This is a genomic window from Micromonospora sp. NPDC049497 (genome assembly GCF_044465805.1).
GTDB lineage: Bacteria > Actinomycetota > Actinomycetes > Mycobacteriales > Micromonosporaceae > Micromonospora.
The window spans coordinates 45,046-69,991 of record NZ_JBITMC010000008.1 but is presented as its reverse complement, the minus strand read 5'-3'; the positions used below and the strand labels follow the sequence as shown (position 1 = coordinate 69,991).

Annotated in this window: 25 protein-coding genes; 8 read left to right on the top strand and 17 right to left on the bottom strand. The window is 68.6% G+C overall.

Features of this window, described 5'->3' with window-relative positions; genetic code table 11:
• Nucleotides 1–50: 50 nt before the first annotated feature.
• From ACIBR0_RS13940 to ACIBR0_RS13905, 8 genes are all read right to left on the bottom strand, one after another.
• Nucleotides 51–3,758, bottom strand: coding sequence for a S8 family serine peptidase (locus ACIBR0_RS13940; protein ID WP_396715476.1), 3,708 nt, complete (start codon nucleotides 3,756–3,758; stop codon nucleotides 51–53).
• 205 nt (nucleotides 3,759–3,963) lie between these two features.
• The gene (locus tag ACIBR0_RS13935) at nucleotides 3,964–4,431 is read right to left on the bottom strand and encodes a hypothetical protein (RefSeq protein WP_396715475.1); all 468 of its coding nucleotides are present in this window, start codon (nucleotides 4,429–4,431) and stop codon (nucleotides 3,964–3,966) included.
• 3 nt (nucleotides 4,432–4,434) lie between these two features.
• Nucleotides 4,435–4,920 carry a hypothetical protein gene (locus ACIBR0_RS13930; protein WP_396715473.1) on the bottom strand — a complete coding sequence of 162 codons (486 nt, stop codon included), beginning with the start codon at nucleotides 4,918–4,920 and terminating at the stop codon, nucleotides 4,435–4,437.
• Between the two features lie 64 nt (nucleotides 4,921–4,984).
• Entirely contained in the window at nucleotides 4,985–5,476 is a 492-nt protein-coding gene (locus tag ACIBR0_RS13925) for a hypothetical protein (protein WP_396715471.1), read from the bottom strand.
• 6 nt (nucleotides 5,477–5,482) lie between these two features.
• On the bottom strand, nucleotides 5,483–5,794 hold the full coding sequence (locus ACIBR0_RS13920) for a WXG100 family type VII secretion target (protein ID WP_396715469.1): 312 nt from the start codon (nucleotides 5,792–5,794) through the stop codon (nucleotides 5,483–5,485).
• Nucleotides 5,791–6,201 (bottom strand): YbaB/EbfC family DNA-binding protein, encoded by a 411-nt coding sequence (locus tag ACIBR0_RS13915; protein WP_396715467.1) that lies wholly within the window; start codon nucleotides 6,199–6,201, stop codon nucleotides 5,791–5,793. The genes ACIBR0_RS13920 and ACIBR0_RS13915 overlap by 4 nt, the downstream gene beginning before the upstream one ends.
• Nucleotides 6,198–6,395, bottom strand: coding sequence for a hypothetical protein (locus ACIBR0_RS13910; RefSeq protein ID WP_396715465.1), 198 nt, complete (start codon nucleotides 6,393–6,395; stop codon nucleotides 6,198–6,200). Before ACIBR0_RS13910 ends, ACIBR0_RS13915 begins: the two co-directional genes overlap by 4 nt.
• A gap of 236 nt (nucleotides 6,396–6,631) precedes the next feature.
• Nucleotides 6,632–8,197 carry a family 10 glycosylhydrolase gene (locus ACIBR0_RS13905; RefSeq protein WP_396715463.1) on the bottom strand — a complete coding sequence of 522 codons (1,566 nt, stop codon included), beginning with the start codon at nucleotides 8,195–8,197 and terminating at the stop codon, nucleotides 6,632–6,634.
• A 164-nt stretch (nucleotides 8,198–8,361) separates the two neighbouring features.
• Between ACIBR0_RS13905 and ACIBR0_RS13900 the strand changes: the two genes are divergently transcribed.
• A complete protein-coding gene (locus ACIBR0_RS13900) occupies nucleotides 8,362–8,862 on the top strand; it encodes a hypothetical protein (protein ID WP_396715461.1) in 501 nt (166 codons plus the stop codon).
• Nucleotides 8,863–8,946: 84 nt separating this feature from the next.
• Here ACIBR0_RS13900 and ACIBR0_RS13895 read toward each other — a convergent pair whose 3' ends face one another.
• Nucleotides 8,947–9,834, bottom strand: coding sequence for a hypothetical protein (locus ACIBR0_RS13895; protein ID WP_396715459.1), 888 nt, complete (start codon nucleotides 9,832–9,834; stop codon nucleotides 8,947–8,949).
• Between the two features lie 213 nt (nucleotides 9,835–10,047).
• Between ACIBR0_RS13895 and ACIBR0_RS13890 the strand changes: the two genes are divergently transcribed.
• From ACIBR0_RS13890 to ACIBR0_RS13870, 5 genes are all read left to right on the top strand, one after another.
• The gene (locus tag ACIBR0_RS13890) at nucleotides 10,048–10,380 is read left to right on the top strand and encodes a hypothetical protein (protein ID WP_396715457.1); all 333 of its coding nucleotides are present in this window, start codon (nucleotides 10,048–10,050) and stop codon (nucleotides 10,378–10,380) included.
• Nucleotides 10,381–10,479: 99 nt separating this feature from the next.
• Entirely contained in the window at nucleotides 10,480–10,881 is a 402-nt protein-coding gene (locus ACIBR0_RS13885) for a YbaB/EbfC family DNA-binding protein (protein ID WP_396715455.1), read from the top strand.
• Entirely contained in the window at nucleotides 10,868–11,188 is a 321-nt protein-coding gene (locus ACIBR0_RS13880) for a type VII secretion target (protein ID WP_396715453.1), read from the top strand. The genes ACIBR0_RS13885 and ACIBR0_RS13880 overlap by 14 nt, the downstream gene beginning before the upstream one ends.
• On the top strand, nucleotides 11,185–12,378 hold the full coding sequence (locus ACIBR0_RS13875; protein WP_396715451.1) for a WXG100 family type VII secretion target: 1,194 nt from the start codon (nucleotides 11,185–11,187) through the stop codon (nucleotides 12,376–12,378). The genes ACIBR0_RS13880 and ACIBR0_RS13875 overlap by 4 nt, the downstream gene beginning before the upstream one ends.
• Nucleotides 12,378–12,725, top strand: a complete 348-nt coding sequence (locus tag ACIBR0_RS13870; protein ID WP_396715449.1) for a hypothetical protein — start codon at nucleotides 12,378–12,380, stop codon at nucleotides 12,723–12,725. The genes ACIBR0_RS13875 and ACIBR0_RS13870 overlap by 1 nt, the downstream gene beginning before the upstream one ends.
• A 100-nt stretch (nucleotides 12,726–12,825) precedes the next feature.
• Here ACIBR0_RS13870 and ACIBR0_RS13865 read toward each other — a convergent pair whose 3' ends face one another.
• Together ACIBR0_RS13865 and ACIBR0_RS13860 are read right to left on the bottom strand one after the other, a co-directional pair.
• Nucleotides 12,826–13,077 carry a hypothetical protein gene (locus ACIBR0_RS13865; RefSeq protein WP_396715447.1) on the bottom strand — a complete coding sequence of 84 codons (252 nt, stop codon included), beginning with the start codon at nucleotides 13,075–13,077 and terminating at the stop codon, nucleotides 12,826–12,828.
• Nucleotides 13,074–13,361, bottom strand: coding sequence for a DivIVA domain-containing protein (locus ACIBR0_RS13860; RefSeq protein WP_396715445.1), 288 nt, complete (start codon nucleotides 13,359–13,361; stop codon nucleotides 13,074–13,076). The genes ACIBR0_RS13865 and ACIBR0_RS13860 overlap by 4 nt, the downstream gene beginning before the upstream one ends.
• Before the next feature lie 321 nt (nucleotides 13,362–13,682).
• On the opposite strand from ACIBR0_RS13860, the gene ACIBR0_RS13855 reads away from it, so the two are divergent.
• Together ACIBR0_RS13855 and ACIBR0_RS13850 are read left to right on the top strand one after the other, a co-directional pair.
• A complete protein-coding gene (locus ACIBR0_RS13855; RefSeq protein ID WP_396715443.1) occupies nucleotides 13,683–14,570 on the top strand; it encodes a helix-turn-helix domain-containing protein in 888 nt (295 codons plus the stop codon).
• Entirely contained in the window at nucleotides 14,563–14,763 is a 201-nt protein-coding gene (locus ACIBR0_RS13850) for a DUF397 domain-containing protein (protein ID WP_396715441.1), read from the top strand. Before ACIBR0_RS13855 ends, ACIBR0_RS13850 begins: the two co-directional genes overlap by 8 nt.
• Nucleotides 14,764–14,927: 164 nt before the next feature.
• On the opposite strand, the gene ACIBR0_RS13845 is transcribed toward ACIBR0_RS13850, so the two are convergent.
• The 6 genes from ACIBR0_RS13845 to ACIBR0_RS13820 are packed head-to-tail and all read right to left on the bottom strand — an operon-like array spanning nucleotide 14,928 to nucleotide 24,759.
• Complete coding sequence (locus ACIBR0_RS13845; RefSeq protein ID WP_396715440.1) at nucleotides 14,928–15,182, bottom strand: hypothetical protein; 255 nt, start codon at nucleotides 15,180–15,182, stop codon at nucleotides 14,928–14,930.
• 40 nt (nucleotides 15,183–15,222) lie between these two features.
• Nucleotides 15,223–16,605 carry a hypothetical protein gene (locus ACIBR0_RS13840; protein WP_396715438.1) on the bottom strand — a complete coding sequence of 461 codons (1,383 nt, stop codon included), beginning with the start codon at nucleotides 16,603–16,605 and terminating at the stop codon, nucleotides 15,223–15,225.
• Nucleotides 16,592–19,768, bottom strand: coding sequence for a type I restriction endonuclease subunit R (locus tag ACIBR0_RS13835; protein WP_396715436.1), 3,177 nt, complete (start codon nucleotides 19,766–19,768; stop codon nucleotides 16,592–16,594). Before ACIBR0_RS13835 ends, ACIBR0_RS13840 begins: the two co-directional genes overlap by 14 nt.
• A 29-nt stretch (nucleotides 19,769–19,797) precedes the next feature.
• Nucleotides 19,798–20,991, bottom strand: coding sequence for a restriction endonuclease subunit S (locus ACIBR0_RS13830; protein ID WP_396715434.1), 1,194 nt, complete (start codon nucleotides 20,989–20,991; stop codon nucleotides 19,798–19,800).
• Nucleotides 20,984–22,597 (bottom strand): type I restriction-modification system subunit M, encoded by a 1,614-nt coding sequence (locus tag ACIBR0_RS13825; protein ID WP_396715432.1) that lies wholly within the window; start codon nucleotides 22,595–22,597, stop codon nucleotides 20,984–20,986. Before ACIBR0_RS13825 ends, ACIBR0_RS13830 begins: the two co-directional genes overlap by 8 nt.
• 44 nt (nucleotides 22,598–22,641) lie before the next feature.
• A complete protein-coding gene (locus ACIBR0_RS13820; RefSeq protein WP_396715430.1) occupies nucleotides 22,642–24,759 on the bottom strand; it encodes a hypothetical protein in 2,118 nt (705 codons plus the stop codon).
• Nucleotides 24,760–24,946: the final 187 nt, after the last annotated feature.

Sequence of the window (24,946 nt, the reverse complement as noted above, 5' to 3'; positions counted from 1 at the left end):
GGAGGCGGGGCCGCTGGACGCGGCCCCGCCCCGGTCGTGTCCCGTCCGGCTCAGCGCAGGCCGAAGGCCCGCGTGATCGTCTGCGAGACGGCGTTGCCGGCGCTGTCCCGCGCGGTGGTGCGCAGTGTGACGAAGGCGGCGGACGTCGGCGCCTTCAGGCTCGTCCGCCACCCGTCGCCGTCCCGCGTCAGCTCCGTGCGCCGCCAGGTCGCCCCGTCGTCGTACGACACCTCGACGGTGACCGCGCGGATCTCGGCCGGCACACCGCGCAGGTGCGAGGCGGTGACCGTCAGCCTGCCGTTGCGGGCCGCCCGGCCCGCCGTGTCGGTCTCCACTCCGTAGTCGAGCTGGATCAGCGGCAGGATCTCGACGGACTCGGCGCCGGTGGCCGCCGACGTGAAGGTCCACTCGGTCAGCGTCCGCCGCGAGTACGGGTTCGCCCAGTCGGCACGGTCGTTGTCGACGACGAGCCGGTACGGCAGCCGCTCGGCGGCGAGCCCGGTGACCGGCAGGAACTCGGCGTTGCCCCACCGCAGCTCACGCTCGCCCTGGTAGAGCGTCGCCCGGTTCTGGACGTCCCAGTTGCCGTAGGCGTCGCCGACGTGTCCGGAGCCGGAGTCGCCCCAGCCGGGCACCGGGATGTAGACCCCGTCGAGATACCGCACCGGCAGGCCGGCGAGGGGTCCCATCCGGGGTCGGTGGATCGGACCGAACCAGCTCACCCGGCTGGTCTTCTTCGCCGGGTAGCGAAGGACGGTGATCGAGGCCTGCCCCGTCTCGCCGGTGATGCCGGCGCTCTCGTACCAGTCGACGCCGGGGGTGACCCAGTCGGTCCGCTCGCCCTGCGCCGGTGCCGTGAGTTCGTTGCCGACGATCCAGCCCTGCCACACGTCGGCGCGGAACTCCCGTGCCTTGCCGGGCCGGTGGTTGCGGAACGAGACGTCCACCCGGGCCAGGTCGCGCTGCTCCACGCGCCAGGTCGGGTCGGTGGGGACCGCGCCGCCCCAGTGCCGCACCACGTCGTAGAGGTACTCGGTGGTGGGATTCGAGTCGACGGTCAGGTCGACCCGACCCCGGTCGAGTGCCTCGATCAGCGTCGCGCCCTGGTCGGCGTTGAGGGTCGCCACCGTCAGCGGGGCCGGGCTCTCCGGGGTCCACGGTGCCTCGTCCCACGGCTGCGGCCGACCGATCCCGTCGCCCGCCACCAGGAGCAGGAGCGCTCCGGCCGCCGCGGCGGCCTCGGCCTGCTGACGGATGTCGACGTCGTCGGTACGGCGGACGACCACCGCCTTGCCGCGCACGTCGAGGTCGGCCAACGCCTCGGACGAGCCGTTGCCGGCGAAGACCGCCGTGAGCTTCCGGGTGCCCCTGGGCAGCGGCGTGGCCCCGCGCTTGACCAGCAGATCGTCGAACGCCTGCGACTCCGTGCGTACGGTCAGCGCCGGCTGTTCCAGCCGGAAGCGGGCGCCGAACTCGAACTCGCCGTCGGTCACCGTGGTGCCGGTCGGCAGCGCCCACATGCTGTCGTACGACGCGTTCGGGAGCGTCGAGCTCTCCACCAGGCTGTCGCCGAAGGACCGGTGGACGTCCAGGCGCATCCCGAAGGGGTTGCCCGGCTGCGGCACGTACGCCTTGATCTGCCGGGCCTGCCGGCCGTCCAGGGTGACGGTCCGGTCCCGGTCGAGGTTGGCGTCATTGAAGCTGAGCAGCGCCATGCCGAGTGAGCGTGGACCGTTGGCGCCCTGCACGTCGGTGGTGAGCCAGCCGCTGTAGCTGCCGGCGGGCAGCCGGAGGGTGGCGGTGCCGGCCTCGTCGAGGTCGACGGCGGTGAAGAGCTTCCGTGCGGTGACGATCACCTTGCCGGAGGCGGGTTTCCCGGAGCGGTCCTTGGCGACGACCGTCAGGTTCTGCCGCTGGCCTTCCTTGCCGGCGCCGATCAGCGTCCGGGCCCGGACCGCGCCCGCGCCGTCGGTGGCGATGATCATGCCGCTGACCTCCTGCTCGGCCGCGAGCCGGTCCATCTCGGCGGTGAGCACCACGGTGGCGGTGCCGTTCGCGGGTACGGTCACCCGGTCGGCGGAGAGGCTGAAGAGCCCGGCCGGAGCGCCGGCCACGTCGACCGTCAACGCCAGGTCCACCGGGGCGTCCCCGACGTTGGTGTACGTCACCTTCTTGGTGTCGACCGTGCCCGGCGTGTGCGGCCAGAACTGGAAACCGGAGTACGCGCTGACGGTCGCGAAAACCGTGGCGCGCACCGCCGCGGCGGCGTCGAGCCGTCCCCCGCCCGCCTGGTAGGGCGTGTAGGCGGGAGTGGCCTTGGCGCTGCTCACCAGCGCTTCCTTGAGCCGCGGACCGGTCCAGTCGGGATGCGCGGCGGCAAGCAGAGCGGCGGCGCCCGCCACGTGCGGGGTCGCCATCGAGGTGCCGCTCATCAGGCGGTACGGTCCCGAGCCGCCCCGGACGAGCTGCGACCGGGCGGCCAGGATGTCGACACCCGGCGCGCTGATCTCCGGCTTCAGTCCGCCGTCGGTGCGCGGGCCCTGGCTGGAGAACTCGGCGAGCGTGTCGGTGCCGTCGACCGCGCCGACGGTCAGGGCGGCGTCCGCCGTACCGGGCGTACCGACGGAACGCGGGCCGCCGTTGCCGGCGGCGACGACGAACAACGCGCCGGTCTCCGCGCTGAGCGTGTCGACCGCCACGCTCATCGGGTCGGTGCCATCCGTGCCGCCACCACCCAGGCTCATGTTGATGATCGTCGCCTTCTCCTGGCGGGCGGCCCACTCCATGCCTGCGAGGATGAAGGACTCCTGTCCCCGGCCCTCCGAGTCGAGCACCTTGGCGATGTGCAGCCGGGCGCCGGGGGCCACGCCCCGCTCCCTGCCGTCGGAGGCGGCGCCGGTGCCGGCGATCGTCGAGGCGACGTGCGTACCGTGGCCGTTGTAGTCGTCGACGTACTCCTCCCACGGCACGAAGCTGGCGGTGGCGTCGATCTGCCCGGCGAGGTCCGGGTGTCCGGGGTCCACGCCGCTGTCCAGCACCGCGACCCTCACCCCGGTGGCGGTGTTCCCCTGCGCCCAGACCTCCGGCGCGCCGATCTGCGCCGTCGAGTCCGCCAGGCTGGCGGTCACCTTCCCGTCGAGCCAAATCTTCGCGATCCCGCCGGCGAAGGCTGGGGCGCCGGAGCGCCGGGCCGCTGATGTCGCGGTCAGCGCCGACCAGAAGGCCGGGGCCTGGTCACGATCCCGGGTCACGGCCGCACCCCGCACGCTTTCCAGCGGGCGTACGACCGTCGAGCCGGCCACCGTCGAGGTGCTGCGGGAGCGGGCGGCGGCGTCGGTGTACTGGACGATCAGCGGCAGGCGCTCGCTGCGCGTGTCGTCGTACCCGTCGGCGAGGAGCCGGGTCACGTTGAACAGGCGCCGGTCCAGGATGCCGGCGCCGACGTACGACAGCGCGGCCTCGGGGTAGACGTAGGTCGAGCCGTCGACGACCACGCGGTGGAAGGCGGCGCTGGATCCGTTCGGGCTGGTGACGGAGTGGACGGCGCTCCCGTCCGCCACCGTCACCCTGTCCCCCGTGATCAGAGTGACGCTGCGCGTGCCGCCGTGTGATGGCGGCGGGACGGCGGCGGACCCGGGCGGCACCGGGTTGGCCGGGCCGGCTGGCGCGGCACCGGTGGCGGGCGCGCCGGACAGGGTCAGGGCGGTGACCACGCCGAGCGCGATCAGCCCCGATCTGCGTTTCGGTAGAGGACGCAAGGAGGTCCCTTCCTGGGCGGATGGAGTGTGGTGAGTGCCCAGGATCTTCCGAGTGATCTTCGGGTCGCGGCAACGCGTGGGGGCTGGCGCAGTTGGGCCATGGCCCAGACGCGACACTGCAGCGATGCGCCGCGTCCGGCAGGCGGGTCAGGGCTGGCGTGTCACCGGTGCGGTCGTCGCGCGCCGATCTACGGGGGCCCGATCGTCACCAGTCACGGGCCCAGTCCGGTGGCGGCACCACGGCGAGGTGGGGCTCGCCGCTGATGGGCTCCAGTGCATGCACGACGCGGAGGTCGCCGTCCGCCGCGGCGTCCTCGTCGATGGTGACGCGTCCACTGCTTCCGTCCGTGCTGACCAGCAGCCACCGGTCGGGATGGATGCTGCCGTCGTCGACCAGGGCTCGCACGCCGAAGGTGCGGGCCAGTGTGACGGCGAGATCTCGCTCGTTCTGGGCCGTGGCGTCCGCGAGTTCGGTGTCACCGGTGAGGATCCAGCCGAAACCCTCGTCCTCGTCTGGTGGGATGAGCATGGCGACCGGTCGCGGGTCATCCACCGCCCGGTCCTCGATCCGCCCGACGTAGAGGGCTTCCGGAGTGATGCCGTACTCCTGATACAGGAAGCGGCGAAGAGCCTCTGCGGGCAGCTCGTTCTCGAAGTGGATCTCGTACCGCAACCCCTACCCCCGATAGCTCTTGTGGTGCCGAAAAAGGTCGAGGGCGCGTGCCTGCGCCTCCTCCGTCAGGAACGGATTGCGCGCCATTGCGGCGCGAGCCTTCTCGATGTCGCCGTCTGCGGCAATGTACTCCTTGAGCGCCCCGTATTCGGCGCGGCTCAGCTGTTCCAGCCCAGGCCCCGCCTCGGGGAAGACGGTGCCAGTCGGTTCAACGGCGTACGTGCGGCCGTTCACCTCGTACCGCTGGCGGTCTGGATCCCACGTTGCACGGCCGGCCCGGATGTCGTCGAGATCCTTCGCGACATCTGTGCCCGGCAGGACGACCGTGTTGAGCTCCTTCGAGGGGTTCTTCGGTCGGATGCTGTCGAGATTGTGCCTCGGGTGGGGTGGCTTGAGCTCGACCTTGCCAGCCGGCCCGGGCACAGCCTTTCGTGCCGCGTCTGCGCTGTCGCCAGCGGCCTTCGGCCCGACCTCCTTGGCCTCACGCATCGACGCCGATGCCGCCTTGGCGACGATCCCGGAGGCCGCGTCGCTCCCCGCCTTCCGACCCCGCCTACCCAAGGACGGCCTCCAGCGCCTGCCCGATCAGGAAATCGATGGCGATGTCGACCAGCTTCTTGAAGACGGGGATCTCCAGCAAGGACGCGCCCAACGTCGGAGCCGCGGTCGCGATGGCCTGCGCGATCGAGATGGCGAGCAGGGTCAGCTGCACGATCACGTTGATCTTCAGGGCCAGCACCACCATGGCACACACCAGCAGGGCTGCGCCCACTGCCCGCGCTCCGAAGCCGAGTTCCTGCAGAACCGTCGGGGCGGAGTCGCCATCGGTCCACTGGCCGTGGAAGGCTTCCAGCGCCGCGCCCTCGTTGGCCGCAAGCAAACCTGCGACGGCGCCAGTTGCGTCGACGGCGACGGCGTCCGCCTCGGCGCCGAAGGCGATCCATGCCTGGGCAAGTTCGAAGAGCCGCTCCTCGTCGCTCTCCGGCCACATGTAACCGAGTTCGTTAAGGAGCCCGGCGAGTTCACCAGGGATCTGGATGCCCACGTTTTGTCAACCCAACCTGTGGAACAGGGCGGCGTTTCGCTCCTCGACCGCGTCGTACGCATCACCCATGCTGGCAAGGCCGTCACCGAAGCCGGTGAAGGCCCCAACCACCGAGGTGACGGACCGCTCCGCGATCTGCTGGGCCGAGCGGTAGGACGCCCCAATCAGGCCACCGACCTCGTCGCCGCCGAAGACGTCCCCCATACCGTCGGCCGTGGCTCGCAGCCGCTGCCACTGCAGCTCAAGTCGCTCGCCGGCCTGCCGCACCCCGGCCGCTGCCGACCGCAGCTGTTCAGGCTCGACGTCCAGCGGCCTCACCGGCGAGGCTCCCGGAGAAGGGCAACGACGTCCTGGAGCGCCGTATTCATCTGGGCCATCTGGCGGAGCGACCGATCCTGCACGTCCCGAAGCCCGCCGGCCAGGCTGTCGAGGTCGACGGTCGGCTCATCGGGCGCGTGCCTACTTTGCAGGTCGTCGAAGGCGGCGTTGACCGCTGTCTTGATGTGCTCCATCAGATCCTGCACCGGCAGCCGCATCACCCTCGGGTGCGCGTTCAACTCCTCGATCCGGCCACCGCGGACGCCCGCGCAGACCAGGCCGTCGAGTGCCTCGCCATGCCCAACCACCTGCTCGTCGTCGGGAGCTGGTTCGCCGTTCTGATGGCGAGAGCGAGCGAACTCCAACGCCTGCTGAGTCTCGTAGAGCAGAGCGTCCAATGCGGTCACTTGAGAATCATTCGGCACAGCACGGCAAGATACCAGCCCGACACCATCCGTGATGACCCCTGCGGCCCCTCGCTCCCGGCTGTCCAGCCGGAGTTCCCGCCGGCCGCGGCTTCGGCCGAGGCCGCGGTCGCGGGGGCGCTCGCCACCATCAGCGCCGCGCCGAGCGCGGCCAGTGCTTTGACGAATGTCTTCATGCCCACAGCGTGTCCGGATCGCCGGGCCGCGGCCACGATTAGTTCTGCATCGAATCGTCGACCACGGTTCTGGATCGCGCTCTCACCGGCAAGATCATCGACGTCTGCGTGGGACGGCCCTGCCCGTGACGCCGTGAGCGGCCGGACCCGGCGGCACCCGCCGCGGTCCGGCCCTGCGCACGGTGCTGAGGTCGGTTCCCGCCCATCCGACCTCCGGATGGACGGGAACCAGCGGTCTACAACTGGACGAGATGGGTCAGGTCCACCGTGGAGATCGCGCCGGCGCGGACCTCAGCTACCGCGACCGGCTGGCCGACGACGCGGTCGGGCAGGTCGACCTGTACCAGATAGGTCCCGGGACGCAGGTGCACGAAGCCGAACCAGCCGTCGCCGTCGGTAGGCCGGGTGATCGGCTCACCGTCGGTGGTCAGCGGCCGCAGGGTGACGGTCGCCTGATCCAGCGGCGCGCCGGTGCGCAGCGCGACGCGGCCGGACACGTGCCCCTCGGTGGGGCTCGCCTTCCACGGCATCACCGGCACCGCCACCTCATTGGCGAACGGGGCGTCCGGCCCGGTGGTCAGCGCCTCGGCCAACCGGTCCCGCTCCGCGTTACGGAAGGACAACGGCTGACCCACCCCGGCGCGGGTCGGGTTGGCGTACGAGTAGCCGCTCCAGCCGGCGGCGGTGTTGCCCGCCGCGGTGGGGGCGAGCGCCCGGCGCACCTGCTCGAGGCTGTCGGGGATGTCGTTGAGGTACAGGGCCGGCCCGATCACCGCCTGTCGGTCGCCCTGCCAGTCGGCGAGCACCTCGGTCCACTCGTCGTACATCTGCTTCTGGTCGGGCATCCAGTTGCGCTTGTAGTTCATGGCGACGACGGTGTCCATGATCCCCTCGGCCATCCAGCCCTTCCAGTCCTGCAACACCTCGGCGTAGGGCCGGGTCTTCTCCCAGCCGCCCATGGTCTGCGGCCCGTAGCTGTAGGTGATGCCGTCCATCGACAGGCGCGCCTGCGGGTCCACCTCCCACATGCCGAGGTAGATCTTGCGGACCAGGTTGGTCATCTGGGTACGCCGCCAGTCCGAGAACTGCGGGTCGGAGGGTAGCGGTGTGTCGGTGCGGCCGGTGGCGGCGCGGAAGCGGGCCAGCGAGGTCTCGCTGTAGCCCCAGTCGCTGTGCGTGGTGGTGGAGTTGAAGTCGGGGTAGCGCACGTAGTCGAGGTTGACGCCGTCGACGTCGTACTCACGCACGATGCTCTGGATCGCCGAGACGATGTAGTTGACCGCGCCCGGGTTGGCAGGGTCCATATAGGCGTTGGCGCCCATGAGTTCGAGGCCGTCGTAGCGCTTGTTGAGCCAGCGGTCAGCCCCGGTGGCCGACCGGCCGTGCTTGTTGAAGACATGCTCGGGTGAGGAGTGTGGTGTGGCCGAGTTCCACATCGTGTTGACGTTGACCCAGGCATGCACCTCCATGCCCGCCGCGTGCCCCTGCGCGATCATCTCGTCGAGCGGGTCGTAGGGCCGTGGTGCGATCCCCGCGTCGGTACGCGGGTAGAGCGCCCGGTTGCAGAAGCAGTCATAGCGCCGGGCGATCTGGACGATCAGTGCGTTGGCGTTGATTTTCTTGGCGTCCTGCACGAGCCGGGTGACCTGTGCGGGGGTGTAGATGCCCTCGTTGAACGCGTCGACCCAGTAGCTGCGCCACTGCTGGGTGGGTTGTTCCGTTTCCAGGCCGGCGTTCGCGGGGGTGGCCATGCTTAGCGCGAGGACGGTGGCGGTCAGGGCGGCTAGCACTCGTCTTTTCATGTGCCCTCCATGCCGGAAGGTGCGCTGAAGGATATCTGCATAGATTGCAGTAAGGGTGAAGCTAAACTACGGCGGGCTCCGGGGGCAAGGGACCGGCACCGGTGGATCCGCCCCCGGACGTATGCCGATCTTGGTTGTCGTACGCCTGAGGCAGGATGTGCGCCATGACGACGCACCACCCGACCACTCGGCGCCTGGTCTACGGCCACACCACCCATCACGACTGCCTCGCCTTCGCCGATGCCGACACCGCGACCGAGGAGGGCGCGGAGATCAGGGCGCTCGCCTCCGCGCGTACGTGGGGCCAGGCCCGGCAGGTCCAGATGACGCACCTGGACAACCCCGCCGGCCCCGACTGCTACGAGCCGGACGACGACGCCTACGCCGTCGACAAGCCGTTCAAGATCACCGAGGTGGGTGCAGTCGTGGAGGGGTACTGGCCCCCGATGGTCACGACGCGGGCGTTCGACGTGCTGCCGGAGGACCTGCAGGACCAGTACGGCAAAGTCGTGTACACGGTGCACAACGGTGAGTACCTCGAGATTCCGCTCGACCGCGAGGGTGACCTGGTCGCGGAGCTGCGGGAGCGTGGCTACGAGGTGACCCGCGACGACGACCTCATCAACCTGCTCGACGGCTTCAGCCTGGGCTCGCTGGCCGCCTGAGGAACGACGGAGACGCCGGCCTCGCGGCCGAGCACTGGCGGAGGTCGCCAGCCGGGCGCGAGCCGGCGTCTCCCTGGCTCGTGCTCACCGGCGGCGCTTGTTCAGACTCGGAAGGCCGCCGGATACGGTCCGGACGGTGCCGTCCACGTTGCTCCGGCCCGGCTTCTGCAGGGCCTCGGTGACCCGCCGCCCGGCGAGGTCGGAGGCACTCAGGTTGACGACGACCGGGTCCGACCCTCGCCAGCTCCGCAAGCGGGCCAGCGCCTGCTGGCTGTCGGCGACACCGGTCAACGCACGGATCGCCGGCATCGCCCTGGACGGGTCAACGAGCAGGAGATGGGCGCAATCGGCGGGGCTCAGCCGGTGCTGCGACGCGTTACCCACCGGAACGAGCGAAGCGTGGATCATCCCATTCTGGCGCCACAACCACACCGGCCTCTTACCATCGTCGGCCCGCATCACCGGGGTCGTCGACGCGCCAGTCGCGCTGGGCGACGGCGTCGACGAGGCTTCCACGGTCGGGCCGGCGGTGGTGGGCGTCGCCGCCGGCCTGGCCGCGAGATGGGCTTTCAGTGCGGCCGGCGGCTGCGCCCGTCGCCGCGACTGTGGCGGGACGTCGACAGTCGGGCGAGGCGAGGCAGCCCCTCCCGACGAGGCGTCCTCGCCGGGTTGCGGGGGCTCGGTCGGTGCCGCGTGCCGCTCCCGCACGAACCAGCCGGCATGCTCCCACTGTTGAGGCGTGAACCTGACCGGGATGACCTCGGTCAGGTGCGGTGCCGACGGGTCCTGAACGGTGAGTTGCGCGCGCCGCTTCGCGTGGTCGGCTGCGGTGAGCGACCCGATGTCGAGGACCGTGGCCAGCGGTATCGACCTGACGTCCGCCTTCAGCCAGGGCAGCAACCGCCGACGTCGGACGACAAGGTGCTCCTCTTCGAACCACGCGTACCAACGCCGACCGGCCATCCCGACCACCTCCCGTGCCGCGCACGTTAGCGGCCCGATGATTACTGCTGCCTCGGCACAACGGTCAGTTGAGCCACCGGTTGGGCGTACCTTCTGGTCGTCCTCGGCCGAGACGGTGGCCTCCCCCGTGTCGGTCTGCCGGCAGCACGAGCAGCCGCGCTGCTGTGGACAGCCCTGACTCACCATTGAGGATGGCCGCCAGTACCCGTAGCCTCTGCAGCCATGCCGGAGACCTTCCAGATGGACCGCGTCGATCGCATCGCCGACATTCTCTACGGAGTAGCCGTCGCCCAGGGGCTCATCGAGTACGGTCCGCTCGGCAGGCGAGTCGGAGTGCTTCCTTACTACCTGGGCCCCCAGTTGGAAAAGGTCTCGGTCCGGGCAGCCGAGCGCAGCGAGCCCATCTGGAGCGCGCTCGTCGTCGGCAAGGACACCCGGCGCCCACACGAGGGTTTCTACGGGTTGGCCCGCCGGATGCGTGAGGAATACAAGGACCTCGCCGACGATGTGCTGTGGGAGCAGGAGCGCGAGCGCTGCTACGCCGCAGCCCGGTGACTCCCCCGGCAGATTGCCGGGACAGCAGGCAGCGCCACCGATTGATAACGTGACGGCGACATCGACGGCCGGCTACGTCGGTGTGCCGGAGGGTCACGCATGTGGGCAGACGAGGCCGCGCTCGACGCGACGGAGCGTCGGATCGACGACTGGGAGTCCTCCATCGCCGAACGGGCGAGCCAGGCACGGGCGTTGTCCGCGCAGATCCAGGTGCTGACCGGCAACGCCCGCAGCCCGGATCGGATGGTCGAGGTCACCATCGACTCGGCCGGCCTGCTGACCGATCTGCGGCTCGACGAACGCACCCGGCAGCACTCCGCGGAACTCACCGCGCGGCAGATCCTGCAGACCACCCTGGCCGCCCGTCACGACCTGCTGCGGCAGGTCACCGAGATCACCACGCGGGCCCTCGGTGCCGGCGATCCGACGGCGGCGGCGCTCATCGCCTCGTACCGGCCCCGACTGGACCCTGACCAGGGACCATCGGATGCCGGCCGGTGACGGCATCCAGGTCGACCCCGCCGACCTGATCCGCCATGCGACCCGACTCGACCGCAGTGCCGACGACCTCGACACCGCCCGGCAGGCAGGTCAGCACGTCCGGCTCGGCACCGACGCGTACGGGCAGTTGTGCGCGATCATGCCGCTGCTGCTCGACGGCCTCCAGCGGACACTCGTCGAGGGCATCGGTACCGGCGTCGGCTCGGTCCGCGACACGGCCGGCCGACTACGGACGAGCGCGGCCAACTACCGAACATCCGACGTCCACGCCGAACAACTACTTCTTCGAGCACGGGACGGCCGGTGACCGCCAACCCGCTGGTCGCCCCCGTCACCGACACCCCGCCGAGCGCCTGGGCCGGCATCTGGATCCTCGAGGACATCGAACTCATCGCCCAGGGCGTACACACCGGCAGTTGGATCGACGGCAGCCTCGGCGTGGTCAGCGCCGGACTCGATGCCCTCGCCTTCGTCTCCGACCCGGTCGGCGCCCTCCTCCAGTACGGCATTGCCTGGTTGATCGAGCACGTCAAGCCGCTCAGCGAAGCTCTGGACTGGCTCGCCGGCGATCCGGCCCAGATCACCGCCCACGCACAGACCTGGCGCAACGTCGCCGCAAGCCTGCGCGACGAAGCCGCCCAACTCGCCGCCGCCGTCCGCACGGACGTCGCCGGCTGGGGCGGCACCGCCGGACCCGCCTACCGGAGCTGGGCCGCTGAGCAACAGCAGGCCGTCACCGGCCTCGCCATGGGCGCCGACGCCATGGCCGCGATCACCGAAGGCACCGCCGGCCTGGTCGCCGCCGTCCGGCTGCTCGTCCGAGACGCCATCGCCACCTGCGTGTCCCGCCTCATCGTGTACGCGGGCGAACTGCTCATCACCGGCGGGCTTGCCGCACCCTTGGTCGTGGAGCAGGTCACGACACTGGTGGCGTCCTGGGCCGCCCGTATCGCGAAGCTGCTTCGCGCGCTGCTCAACAGCCTGCGCCGACTGATGCCATTGATCCGGCGCCTCGGCGATCTGATCGACAAGCTCACGCAGGCGCTCGGGCGACTCCTGTCAGGTCCGTCGCATCCGAGCCGGAGCCCCTCAGACCCCGGGCCACCGCACGGACCAGCGCCTCCGCCGAGAGTCGAGGAGGAACGCGTTCGGCAACTCGGCATGGACCCTGCGGTTGGCAGGTTCCGCCCCAGCGAGGCCGAGACGGCGCTGAGGGTGGAGCAGGAACTCGGCGTCACGCTGACGCGCGCTCCCGCGGACTCCTCCGCCGACTGGGTGGACGGTGCGGGACGCACATATGATGCGGTCGGCAACTTCCCGGGCCAGTTCTTCGACCGGCAGTGGCCCCAGCTCCAATATCAGATCGAGCGCCACCTGGACAAGGCCGACCGAGTGCCGGTCGACGTCTCCAAGTTCTCGGCGGAGCAGACCGCAAGGATTGAACAGTTCATCGCGGAGCGCAGCCTTGGCCCGCGGGTATTCGTCGTGGGGAAGTGATGGCCGGCATCATCGTTCTGAAGCCCGGGGTCGATTGGACCGCAACAGGCGGCCTGTTCGACTGGACACTTGAATTCCTGATCTCCCGGGTGTCCGACAAGCAGGCTGCGCAGCACCTCCAGGAGATCGTCGACAACAACCTCGGTTCATTGTGGATCGGGGAAATGCCGAGTCCCGTTCAGCAGGAGATCGTCGGTCACTGGCGGGATGGCCTGGTTGCGACCGGAGAGCAGCAACTACCCGACACCGGCCAGAAGGCGGACGTCATCCGTCACCTTCAGGAGTTGGTGGATGCCACCTACGCGGCAGGTTTCCCGGACCGGCCGGGCCGGCCTGGTCAGAGCTGAGGCCGGACTGCGGGCATGCTGGTGGTCGCACACCGAGTGGAAGCCGTTTCCGACGAGGTCCGGTACGAGTTCGGCACGTGCGACAGGTTCGACCGGCCGCTCAACGGCGCAGGCGGCGGGCGCACTCGCCCTCGTGACCGTCGCGAAGAATGCAGCGCCGCCCACCCGGCAGGCGCAGGTCACAGAAGACGCGGTGGCGTAGGAACTGCTCGTCCTCCTCGGACACGGTCATCTCGCCCGGATCCATCATCGGCAGCACGGTGATCCAGCGGCCGACGACCCGAGCCAGGCGTTGCGCGGCCGGCAGGTCGGCGGCGACCACGGGCAGGTGGATCACGTACCGTCCGCTCACCGGCGACCACCCTCGGCCTGCTCGGACTGCCAGCGGCGCAACGCGTCCTTGACGACGACGGTCTCGCGCCGGCTCTGCGCGAGCGCGTCGTAGACGGCGGCCATGTCGACCGCGACCCGGTCAAGGAACGCGTACACCTCGTCGGGGTTGAGGCCGCGACGTCCAAGCCGGGCGGGCGGGAAGCGGCGCTCACGCACCTGCCACGGCAACAGACTGGGGTACGCGCGGGAGCGGTACGTCGCTCCACCACTCGCCGGGAACGGCCTCTGGTTGCGGACGCTCATCTCTACGTGCCTTCCTGGTCGTGGATGGGTGGGTCCACCCGCCCTCCCCGCACGGGCGGACCCACCCCGCCCGGACACCGCAGCTTCGATCAGCGGTACGGCCTCAGGGCTGCTCAGCGAGGGGTGTGGCCGGGAGCGCGGCGGCCGGTTCGGGGCAAGACCCGACCGCCGCGCTGTGGTCATCCTGTGACAGTCCGCTGTGGATGCGCAACGTTTCAAACCACGATTTCCCGCATGTGCATTGACTTTCTTTGCTGAAACCCGTAGAGGTTGCAGGAGCAAGTCACGCAGTGTTGCGCCACGGAATCAGGGAGTGTGCGGATGGCTGAGGACCTCGGATCGACGGTGCCGCGCCGGCAGCTCGGCCGGTTGCTGCGACAGTTCCGCAACGAGGCGGGCGTGACGCTCGACGCCGCTGCCGAGGCCCTGGAGTACAGCCGGCAGAAGATCTGGCGCCTGGAGTGCGGCATGGGCTCGGTCCGGGTGCTCGACGTCAAGGCGATGTGCGAGCTGTACGGGGTGTCGCCGGAGATGACCGAGGCGATGCGCGGCTTGGCGGCGGAGACGAAGTCGAAGGGGTGGTGGCACGCGTACGGGGACGCGGTGCCGAGTTGGTTCGAGCTGTACGTCGGCCTGGAATCCGCCGCCACCCACCTACGGGGCTACGACGAGTCGCTGATCCCCGGGATCCTCCAGACCAAGGAGTACGCCCACGCGCTCTACCGCCTTGGCGGAACCCTGAGCGACGAGGAGCGGGAGCAGGCCGTGCAGGTTCGCCTTCAGCGGCAGGGGCTACTCATCCGGCGGCTTCCTGCCGCACCCCGGTTGAACTCCGTGCTCTTGGAGGCGGTACTCCGGCGCACCGTCGGCGGCCCGGCAGTGATGGCCGCCCAGCTCGACCACCTCGTCAAGCTGTCGGACCTACCGAACGTCTCCGTCAGGGTGCTGCCGCTGGCAGCCGGCCCCCAGCCCGGCGCCGTCGCCGGCACCTTCATGATTCTTGACTTTCCGCCTACAAAAGGGGGCCGAGCGGCGCCCGAACCGTCGATCGTCTACAGCGAGTCGCTCACCGGAGCGCTGTATCTCGACAAGCCAGACGAGTTGGCCGCGTACGAACGCGTCTGGAGGGGCCTGGATCGGCTGTCCCTCGGCGAGGCAGAATCGAAGGATATGATCAAGAGGATCATCGGGGAGATGCGACATGACTGACCTGACCGGCGCCATCTGGCGCAAGAGCACTCGCAGCGGCGACAACGGCGGTGCCTGCGTCGAGGTCGCCACCAACCTCCCCGGCATCGTCGCCGTACGCGATTCGAAGGACCCGAAGGGCGAGGTTCTGACGTTTCGGCCCGAGGCTTGGATAGCCTTCGTCTCAGCCAGACGGCCGCAGCGAGCGAACTGACGGTCCCCGCAGCCACCAGCCTCGTTCGAACCGCTTACGGCACAGCCGCCCATTCGACGAGGGCTTCACCCGCGGGTTCTGCTTGGGTGTCCCTCGTCGGACCATTCGACCACCCGTCATTCATATTTCGAACATCCCTTCCGTTGCCAGTGACGGCGGCACAGCTACGACGTCAGGGTGTTGGTTAGGTGGCGGCCGATGTAGCCGACGTAAACTTCGCCGTCGATCGACGTGGCGTCATGGAAGTACAGACGCGGCGATACCGTCGCTGTTGTCCCAAGCCGGATGTGAGCGCCCATGAAGACGACTCCACGGCGATCGACCTGTCGGGGAACAGGCAGGGTTCGCTCGGCCGCCATCCTTCGGTTCGTGCGCACCGTCTGAGACTCGTCCCTCGCCACCTTGCCCATCGAGATCACGCGCCCGCCTTCGGCTGGCGATTCGCACCAACGCTTAAAGTCACCGCCAGACCAGCCGTCTTGCTTGGCCTTGGGCGTAGTCGGCGAGCGCCAACATGGCTTGCCACGCTAGCTGGGCCCAGTTTGAGTGCGCGGGATGTTCGTCGAGGTCGAGTGCGGATCCGTGATCCCCCGTGAAGCTCACATACGGCGACATACTGTCAAGCCGATCGAAGAGTTCTGCGAAAGACGTGGGCAAGGGGTCAGGCAGCTCGGCAGGCGCGTAAGCTTCCGCGTGCCGGCCTAAAGCCGCCAGCCGTTGACGCAGGGTGCGGATGGTGGCGTCTCGTGCCTCAAGCTCGTTGCGGGTGAATTCGAGGTCCGCCGTCAAGTCGAGCAAATCGTCCTGTTGCTGGCTGATCAATGCTCTGGACCGCTTGTCGGCGTCGTCGGCGGTCTCTAGCAGTGCGTTGAGGATCTCCACCTGCTCGACGAGAGCAGTAAGCCTGCCATCATCCGCCCCAGTTCTCCCAGGTGCTGCGGCGCCTCGCGTGAAGTCGCGGAGAGACAGCCCCAGCCCCTTGACCGCCAGCGGCGGTAGCGAGTTGGCCGCCAGTTGGCGAGGTAACGCCGACAGGACTCGAGCGGCGCGTTGCGGTTCAGCTTCGATTCGACGCCTGCTCAATACCCGGTGTCTGAGGCTGTCCTCGACGAGGGCTGGATCGACGCCCGGGAGGTAGGTACGGACGCTACCTGGTCCTATCCAGTGTGTCTCGCCGATCCCCGCGTTGAAGGCCTGGACGGCAGCTGGATCAAGGATGTATAGGCTGGCCAGGCCGGCCAGTTCGCCCGTAAGACGTTCCATAGCCCGCCGCCAGTCCTCAAATGGGGTGTCGGCGGGAGCGGCTCCGACGACGACGGGAAGTCGGCGTCCCTCCATGCAGACGATGTCGAGCAGATCGTCGACGTCGCCAGCAGTTACGGCGGTGGGTCGGCTGCGGAGGGTTGCCTCTCCGTCGATCGCATCGACCACGTCCAGCAGTAGCTTAACCAGCCGCGGTGCTCGGGGGGATGGGACGGCGACGTCCGGTGGTGCGGCAGGCTCGATATTGATCGAGAACCAGCTTCTCCGCAGTGACTTGCTTCGCACCACCGCAACCGTGCTGACCCAAGCAAGGTTATCCGTTCGAGTCTCGCGTAGCTGCCACCCGCACGCGTCGTGCGTCGCGGCGTGCAAGAGAACCACGCCATCAGCGAGAGTAGGTACACCAGCGTCGAAGCGCCCAACGTCATACCGCTTAGAACGCAGCCAAGAACGCAGCTGCTCCTTCACCCTGGCGATCGCCTCGTTGAAGTCGACCTGCAGTTCGAAGGCAGTCCGATATGGAAGGCCGGATCTCGGGGCGGTGTCGATGGATTGTGGCACGGTCTCAGCTGTTGGCATCCGGCGACCACTCCTCGGCGAAAGTTTCGGTCTGCTGAAGGACCCGGCGGATGGCGTCCTCGGCCGCGTCCGGCGGGTAGCCGTGCACGGCGAGCAGGCGCTTGATGGTGGAGCGGAGCTTGGCGCGCACGTCGTCACGAGAGGTCCAGTCGACGGTGATGGACCGGCGGACGGAAGCCACCAGGTCGCGGGCGATGCCGGCCAGCTGCCCCTCCCCCATCTCGGCCACGGCCGACTCGTTCGCGGCGACCGCGTCGTAGAAGGCCAGTTCGTCGTCAGTGAGCGCCGGGCTGAACAGCTGCCCGCGGTCGGCTTCCGCGCTCACCTCCTTCGCCATGGCGACCAGCTCGGCGATGATCTCTGCGGAAGTCAGGTTCTGGTTGGTGTAGCGGCGCATCAGCTCGACCAGACGCGCGGAGAAGGCTTCCTGGCGCACGATGTTGTGCCGGGTGGCCTTCCGCATGGTCTGCTCGATGGCCCGGCGCAGCGCCTCAATGGCCAGGTTCGGCGTCTTGGAGGCGCGCAGCTTCTCCAGGTACGCCTCGTCCAAGTGGGACAGGTCGGGCCGGTCGATGCCGGCGGCTCCGTAGATGTCGGTCACCCCACCGGCCTCGATGACGCCGGCGGTGAGTTCCCGGAGGTAGAGCGCCACTTCAGCGGGAATGGGCATCCCCCGGGAGCGGCGGTCCTCCACGTCGTACTTGGCCATCCAGACCCGTACGGCCTGGAAGAACGCGATGTCGTCCCGGAGGTCGTTGATGTCGCCGCTGCTGGCGCAGAGCGCGTAGAGCCGGTCGAGCTTGCCGGCGGCTTGCCGGAAGCGTTCGGCGAGGGTCGGTTCACCCGGCTCGGGCTGGTTCTCGGGCAGGCTCGGATCGCGCAGGTGGTCGATGGTGCCGAGGACGGCGGCCGTGAAGGCGTTCTTGGCACCGGAGCTCAGCACGCCCCGCCAGTCGTACCCAACCAGGATCGTGCCGCAGAGGACGTCGTGCAGGTCCCGGACGCGGGCGATTGCCTCGCCGGTGTCCCGGCCGACCGGCTTGTTGTCCTGGTCGCTCTTGGTGTATTCGGCGAGCGCCTCGTGCAGGCTCTGGGTGATGGGGGCGTAGCCGACCAGCAGGCCGTCCTGCTTGCCGCGGAAGGTCCGGTTGACCCGCGCGAGCGCCTGCATCAACGCCGCGCCGCGCATCGGCTTGTCGAGATAGAGCGTGTGCAGCGGCGGGGAGTCGAACCCGGTGAGCAGCATGGACTGGACAATGATGAGTTCCAGCTCGTCATCGGGGTTCTTCGCCCGGTTGCGGATGACCTTGGTCTGCGAGGGCCGCCGGACGTGCTTGCGGATGTGCGGCTCGTCGTCCGGGCCGCCGGTGTAGACGACCTTGATCTTGCCAAGGTCGTCGGCGTCGGAGTGCCAGCCCTCAGGCAGCCGCGCGATCATCTCGTCGTAGAGCCTCGCGCAGATGTCACGAGTCGCGCACACGATCATGCCCTTGCCCGGCCCGCCGATGTACTTGCGCATCTGCTCGGATCGAGCCTGCCAGTGCTCGACCAGATCGGCGGCGAGCGCCTCGACCCGGTGGGGGGCGCCGTAGATTGCATTCATCACCGCGACGGTGCGTTGGATGCGGGCCTTCTCGGCGTCGTCCAACCCGGCGGTCAGCGTGTCGGCCCGCTCGTCGATGGTCTCCGGGTCGATGTCGGCCGGCAGGTCCACCGGGATGAGCCGGCTCTCGTGGTAGACGCGGACCGTCGCACCGTCATCGACGGCCCGAGTCAGGTCGTAGATGTCGATGTAGTCGCCGAACACGGCCCGGGTGTCACGATCCGCCTCGGAGATCGGCGTGCCGGTGAAGGCGATCAACGTCGCGTGCGGCAGAGCGTCGCGCAGGTGCCGCGCGTAGCCGTCGAGGCTGTCGTAGTGACTACGGTGCGCCTCGTCGACGATCACGATGATGTTGCGCCGGTCCGACAGCAGCGGATGCTTGCGGCCCGCGTCCCGCTCATCCCGGGTACGCCCGAACTTCTGCAACGTCGTGAAGATGATCCCGCCGGTGCGCCGGTTGGTCAGCTCGTTGCGCAGGCTCTCCCGGGTGACCGCCTGCACCGGCCGCTCCGGCAACAGCTCACTCGCGGCGAACGCCTCCAGGAGCTGCTCGTCCAGATCGGTACGGTCGGTGATGACCACGATCGTCGGGTTACCCATGCTCGGATGGGTGGCGATCTGGTGTGCGTAGAACTCCATCTCCATCGACTTGCCGGAGCCCTGGGTGTGCCAGACGACGCCGGCCTTGCCGTCGCTGCGGGTCGCCTCGACGGTCTTGCGAACGGCCTTCTCCACCGCGAAGTACTGATGCGGCTTGGCGATCCGCTTGATCGCCCCGGCTCGCACCTCGGCGAAGGCGACGTACCCGTGCAGCAACTCCAGGAACCGGCGCGGCGTGAACAGCCCGTATAGGGCCAGGTTCAGCGCCAGGTCCTCGTCGTCCTTCGGCGGCTGCGGCACCGGCTCGCCGGCGTCATCGACGTTCCACGGCGCGAAGTGCTCGAACGGGGTGAAGGCGGTGCCGTAGCGAGCCGTGATTCCGTCCGACATGACGCAGACGACGTTGGCTCGAAAGGCGAGCGGCAGCTCCTCCACGTAGGTGCCGACCTGCCGGTGGGCACCCCGCAGATCGGCGTACGCGTCGCCGGCCTTTTTTAACTCCATCAGCCCGACCGGCAACCCGTTCAGGTAGCAGACGATGTCGAACCGTCGCTTGTGGTCGCCCTCGGTCACCATCACCTGGCTGGCGACCAGGTAGTCGTTGGCCGCCTCGTCCCGGAAATCGGTCAGCCGGATGGTCGGGTTGTGCTCGGCACCATGTTGGTCGGTGTAGACCACCGACCGGATGCCCTTGACCATCAGCTCATGCAACCGCCAGTTCTCGGCGAGGGCGTCCCGCGACCGGGCAGTGAGCACCTGAGCGACAGCCTCATCAACCTGTGCGCGTGGAAGCTGCGGGTTGAACCGAGCGACCGCGTCGCGCAGCCGCCCTGGCAGGATCAGCTCTGCCCACGAATCCCGCTGGCCGGTTCCGGGTGCGATGGACGATCCGGGGACGTATTCCCAGCCAAGCTCCGCCAACGCCTCAAGCGCAAGAGCCTCCCACTGAGCCTCGGTCATGTCCCTCAAACCAGGCAGAGGTTGTCCGCTCACGTCGCGTCCTCCGCAACCTTCCCGGCATCCCGGACCCGAACTCTCCCGGACATCAATGCCGGCAGCAGCGTATCCCGCAGCTCATATAGTGCCTGATTTTCGAACACAGCCGCCCGCACCCGCTTTGCAAGCATCTCGACAACCTCGTTGAACTCAGATGCTGCGGCTTGCCCCGGCCAAGGAACGTTGCATTTTGCGATGTCTTGCCATTTGGCTCTCGGCATTCTCGTGCCGTCGGCAATGGCTGACGCATGGCCAACTACCTCGTCACTCGATGCTGCGGCCAGCAGCCAACCTCGCGCCTCTTCAGTGCGCGGCCGAATCACGATGATATCCGTCGAAGCGATACCGCCAACGAAAGCCAGGCCCACCTTATGAAAATAAGGCCTAAGCTTGCCGAACAGCACATCACCCTTCTCGAACCGGCCTTTGGCACTGGCTACGCCGGAGGCGTCGGTCCATCCACTTAGCCACATCCGACGCCTCGGCATGTGCTCAAGGCCAATGTAGTTTTCATCTGGTCCAAAGTTATCAACTGGCACGGTTTCGCGCCGCTGGTCGCCCAGCTCACTCAGTGGAATTGACTTCCCTGTGGAGATGCAAAGATCTAGATAGCGGGCTCGGATTAGTTCATCTGCCTTGAGCGCGATCAGCTCGTTCACCGCGATCTTGTCGTCGAACGCCTTCAAGACGCTAGCTATTGCCCGCTGCTCGCTTACCGAGGGCACCGCGATTCGATATTCATAGATCCGCGACGGGCTCGTGTGGCGTACGGTGCTACCTGTGGCTCCGGCAAGGATGTAGTCCCTATATGGCCGAGTGCGGAGGGCATAGGAGAGGTAGCACGTGTCAAGCAAGTCCCGCCGCACAACCCTCACGAGGCCAATTCGCTGGTTGTGTAAGTAATGAGCGTCTCCCGGAACGAGCGCAGGATACCCGAGGGTGTCACCAGCCTTGCTAAGATCGGTCATGGTGACAACGAGGTCGCCCGGGTTCAGCGTGTACCCATCCGGCACGAGGCCCGTGTAGTACTTATCCTTGCCCCTTTGAAACCCGCCTCCAATGGCGAAGTTGCCAGGAGTAACGAGGATGGGGCCGGGCCCGGCATCCGAAAAGAACTCTCCCTTGAATGCATGACCGTGTTTGATGTCAATGGCGTCACCCAGGCGGATGGTGTGTCGTTCATGCATCGAGGCGCTCCAACAGTCGTCGAATATGCCGCTCCATGCGAGTCGACTCGTCGAGGTGGGCGTACAACTCCTTCGTGAGGCGCTCGATCTTGTCTGTGAGTGGCTCGTCGCCGGAGGTGTCGACCTCGGAGGCACCCACGTAACGGCCCGGGGTGAGCACGTGATCGTGCTCGCGGATCTCCTCTAGACTTGCCGAGTAACAAAAGCCGGCCTCGTCCTCGTGCTTCCGATTTTCGACACGGGCTGACGCCGTGCCGCGCCACGCGTGGTAGGCCCCGGCCATCTTCGTGATGTCCTCGTCGGTCAGGACGCGCTCGGTACGGTCCACCAACTTGCCCATGTTCCGGGCGTCGATGAACAGCACCTCGCCGCGCCGGTCGGCGAGCTTCTTCGCCCCCTGCCGGCCCTTGTCCTTGTCGAAGAACCACAGGCAGACCGAGATCGGAGTACTGCGGAAGAGTTGCGGCGGGAGCGCCACCATGCAGGAAACGAGGTCGGCCTCGACCATCGCCGCGCGGATCTCACCTTCGCCCGACTGCTTTGACGTCATAGAGCCGTTTGCGAGCACCACTCCCGCAGTGCCGCGCTCGCCCAGCTTCGAGACGATGTGCTGCAACCAGGCGAAGTTGGCGTTACCGGCCGGTGGGACGCCGTAGCGCCAGCGAGGGTCGTCGACGCTTCGGGCCCAGTCTGAATCGTTGAACGGCGGGTTGGCAAGGACGAAGTCCGCGCGCAAGTCGGGGTGCTTGTCGGCGTGGAAGGTGTCTTCCCACCTCGGGCCGAGGTTGCCGGAAATACCGTGAATGGCGAGGTTCATCTTCGCCAGCCGCCAGGTTCGCTCGTTGGACTCCTGACCGTAGACGGCGATGTCGTCGCGCCGGCCACGGTGGCTTAGCACGAACTTCTCCGCCTGGACGAACATGCCGCCCGACCCACAGCAGGGGTCGTAGACCCGGCCCGAGTACGGCTCCAGCATCTCCACCAGCAGCTTGACCACACTGCGCGGGGTGTAGAACTCGCCGGCGCGCTTGCCCTCGGCGCGGGCGAACTTCTCCAGGAAGTACTCGTACACCTCACCGAGCACGTCGCGCGCCGGCCGGTCCCCGTGGCCGGTGAACCGGGCGTCGCTGATCAGGTCGACCAGCTCACTCAGCCGGCGCTGGTCGACGTTGTCCCGGTTGAAGATCTTGGGCAGCACGCCGAGCAGCGCCGGGTTCGACTTCATGATGGCGTCCATGGCGTTGTCGAGCAGCAGCCCTATCTCGCCGCCCTTGGCCCGCTCCGCCAGGTGCCCCCAGCGGCCCTCCGCCGGCACCCAGAAGACGCCGTGGCCCGTGTACTCGTCGACGTCGTCAAGGAACGCGTCCAGCCGGCTCTCCGGGATGCCCTGGTCGAGCACCTCCTGCTTGATCTGCTCGCGCCGCTCCTCGAACGAGTCGGAGACGTACTTGAGAAAGACCAGGCCCAGGACGAAGTCCTTGTACTGCGCGGCGTCCATCGAGCCGCGGAGCTTGTCGGCAGCCTTCCAGAGGGTGTCGCGAAGGTCGGCCATGGTCGGCATGCCGGGCAGCGCGTTCTGCCCGGCCGCCCTCTTCCTGGGGGGCATGGTGCTCCTCGTATCCGTTCGTGCGGTGCAGTCAGTCTTGCTGGTCACGGCGGGGGGGGTCCAGCCAGCGGCGGGCCATCCGTAATGGTTAAGGTGCCGTCGGTGAGCCCGGCCACAGCACGCTGGCCGAGGCCGTCGAGCAGGTCGAGCTCACGGCGGGCAAGGTTACGGCGCTCCTCCATGGCCGCCAGCAGCGCGTCGAGCCGCGCCACGTCGGCGGGAGGCAGCAGCGGAAGTTGCAGGTCAGCAAGTCGGGTCGCGGCACGCACCGCACCGGTCGGCCGCTGCTTGGGTACGGCGTTGACCAGCGCCTCCAGCACCCGGGGGGTAAGCCGGTCGCGCCCGTCCGGCAGGATGCGCAGGACCCGCGTCGGATAGTCGACAACCGAGAAGCCCTGCTCATCGTGGTATGCCCGCATCCGGGGCGTCATGGTCACCACTACGTCGCCCGGCTCGGTCAGCCGGGCACGGGGGTACCGCTCCGCGAAGACGGCCCGGTCGATCCGGCGTGCGCCGATGGGGGCGCCGGCGGTCAACTCTGGCGGCCCGATCACGGGATTGTGGCCGTCACTGCTGACATGGTCGGCGGCGATCCGGCTGCCCTTGATCAGGACGACGTGGCCGTCCCGGACGAGCGCGGCGATCGATTTCGTCGGCGCCCGGTGGATCTCGTCCCGCGCAGCGAGGTGGGTGCGCAGCTGGGGGCGCGGCTCGGCCAGCCGGTTGAGCTCGACCTCCGTGTCGGCCAGCTCCGCGACCGTCACCCGCCCGTCACGCGCCAGCTCACGCAGCGTTGCGGGCCGGCGCGCGGTCAGCGGGCGTCGGGGCACCGTCAGGTCCGCGATCCGCACCTGACTGGCGTACGCCCGAAGGTGCTGATCAGGCTGGTGGCCCTCGCGCCGCCAGGTGGCGACGTCGATGACCAGGTCCTCGACCACGCGATCGGTGAGCGGCCGGTCGGAGACGTCCGCCAGCAGGACCCGCCCCTGCCACTCGGGCGCCTCCTCATGCCTCAGCACCCACAGCGCGCTCTGGTAGCCGGGTCGGAAGGGCATAATTCCGCCGGGGAGCTGGACGACCGCCTCGACCCTGCCGGTCGCCAGCAGTTCGTTGCGGGAGCGAGCCGCCGGCTTGTAGGGCGGCAACGCGCCGACGAGCAGCTCGGCGGGACCGAACACCACCGCGGTCTGCCCCGGGGCGAGCGCCCTGGTCAGCTCGACGAGCTCGGCGAAAGGGTCGACATCGGTGCGCGCCTCGGCCGGCTGGTAGGGCAGCCGCATGAGCAACACGTCGGCGGCGGGCGAGCCCGACGGCCGGCCGGCGGCGACGTCGAGCTGCCAACTGCCTCGCGGAACGCCATGTACCACCAGCCGGCGGCGGGCGAGGCGGGCCAGCAGCCGGTCCGCCTCGGCGGCGAACATGACCGGCTCGTGTTCCCCGAGTGCATGCCGGGCTGCCATCAGCAGGTCACCGGCGCCGGCGTGCGGATCGGCGATCTGGACGAGGCCGTGCAGGTCCGCGTGCTCCCGAGCGCCGGAGAGCTCGACCATCAGACCCCCCAGCTGCGGGACGACCGCGTCCTCGTACAGCTGCGGAACGCCGAACCGGTGCCGGGCGGCGAGCACCCGCTCGTACGCCTGGGCGGTCCCCCACGCTGCCTCGACCAACTCGTCCACCACCTCGGCCAGCCAGGCCGCGTCCGACGGCAGTGCCTCGATTTCCGACCTGAGCAACTCGTCGTCCCAGTCGACCTCGGTGGCGCGTTCGCGAAGTGCGTCGATGACGTGCCGGTCGGTGTGGCCGTCGGGACGTAGGGGCTCGTCGTTGAGGTGGTGCAGGCAGATCAGCGCGGTCGTGGCGCTGACCAATTCCTGTGGGGTGAGGGCCCGACGCCGGCCGCTGCTTGACGATGCCCGCGTCTGGAGCGCCAGACACGAGAGCACGTGAAGTCGGAGGTCCGGTTCGATTAGGCGACGCTCGGCGCGACCGGTGTCGACCAGCCAGTCGACGACTTCGCGCGCCTTGAACAGTGGCCGACCCCGGTCTGTCTGGGACGGAGCGGGGAATTCCGGGTAGCGGCGACGCCAGGTGGTGACCACGGGGCGTCGCACCCCGGCCAGCTCGGCGATCTCTGGCAGAGAGATGAGATCAATAGCGGCCACGGTCACCTCCTCGTCGCGTTCGAGCGCCTCTGCAATGGGTCGACAGTAGATGGCGCACTGCATCTTGGGTAGTCGGCTGTCTGGTAACCCCGGTTATCAGGGTCTAGACGGCTATCTGCTGGCGTTCCGTCGACGACCGCTGCTGTGATTCATCGGCATCAACGAGCCGCTACCGATTGGAATCCGC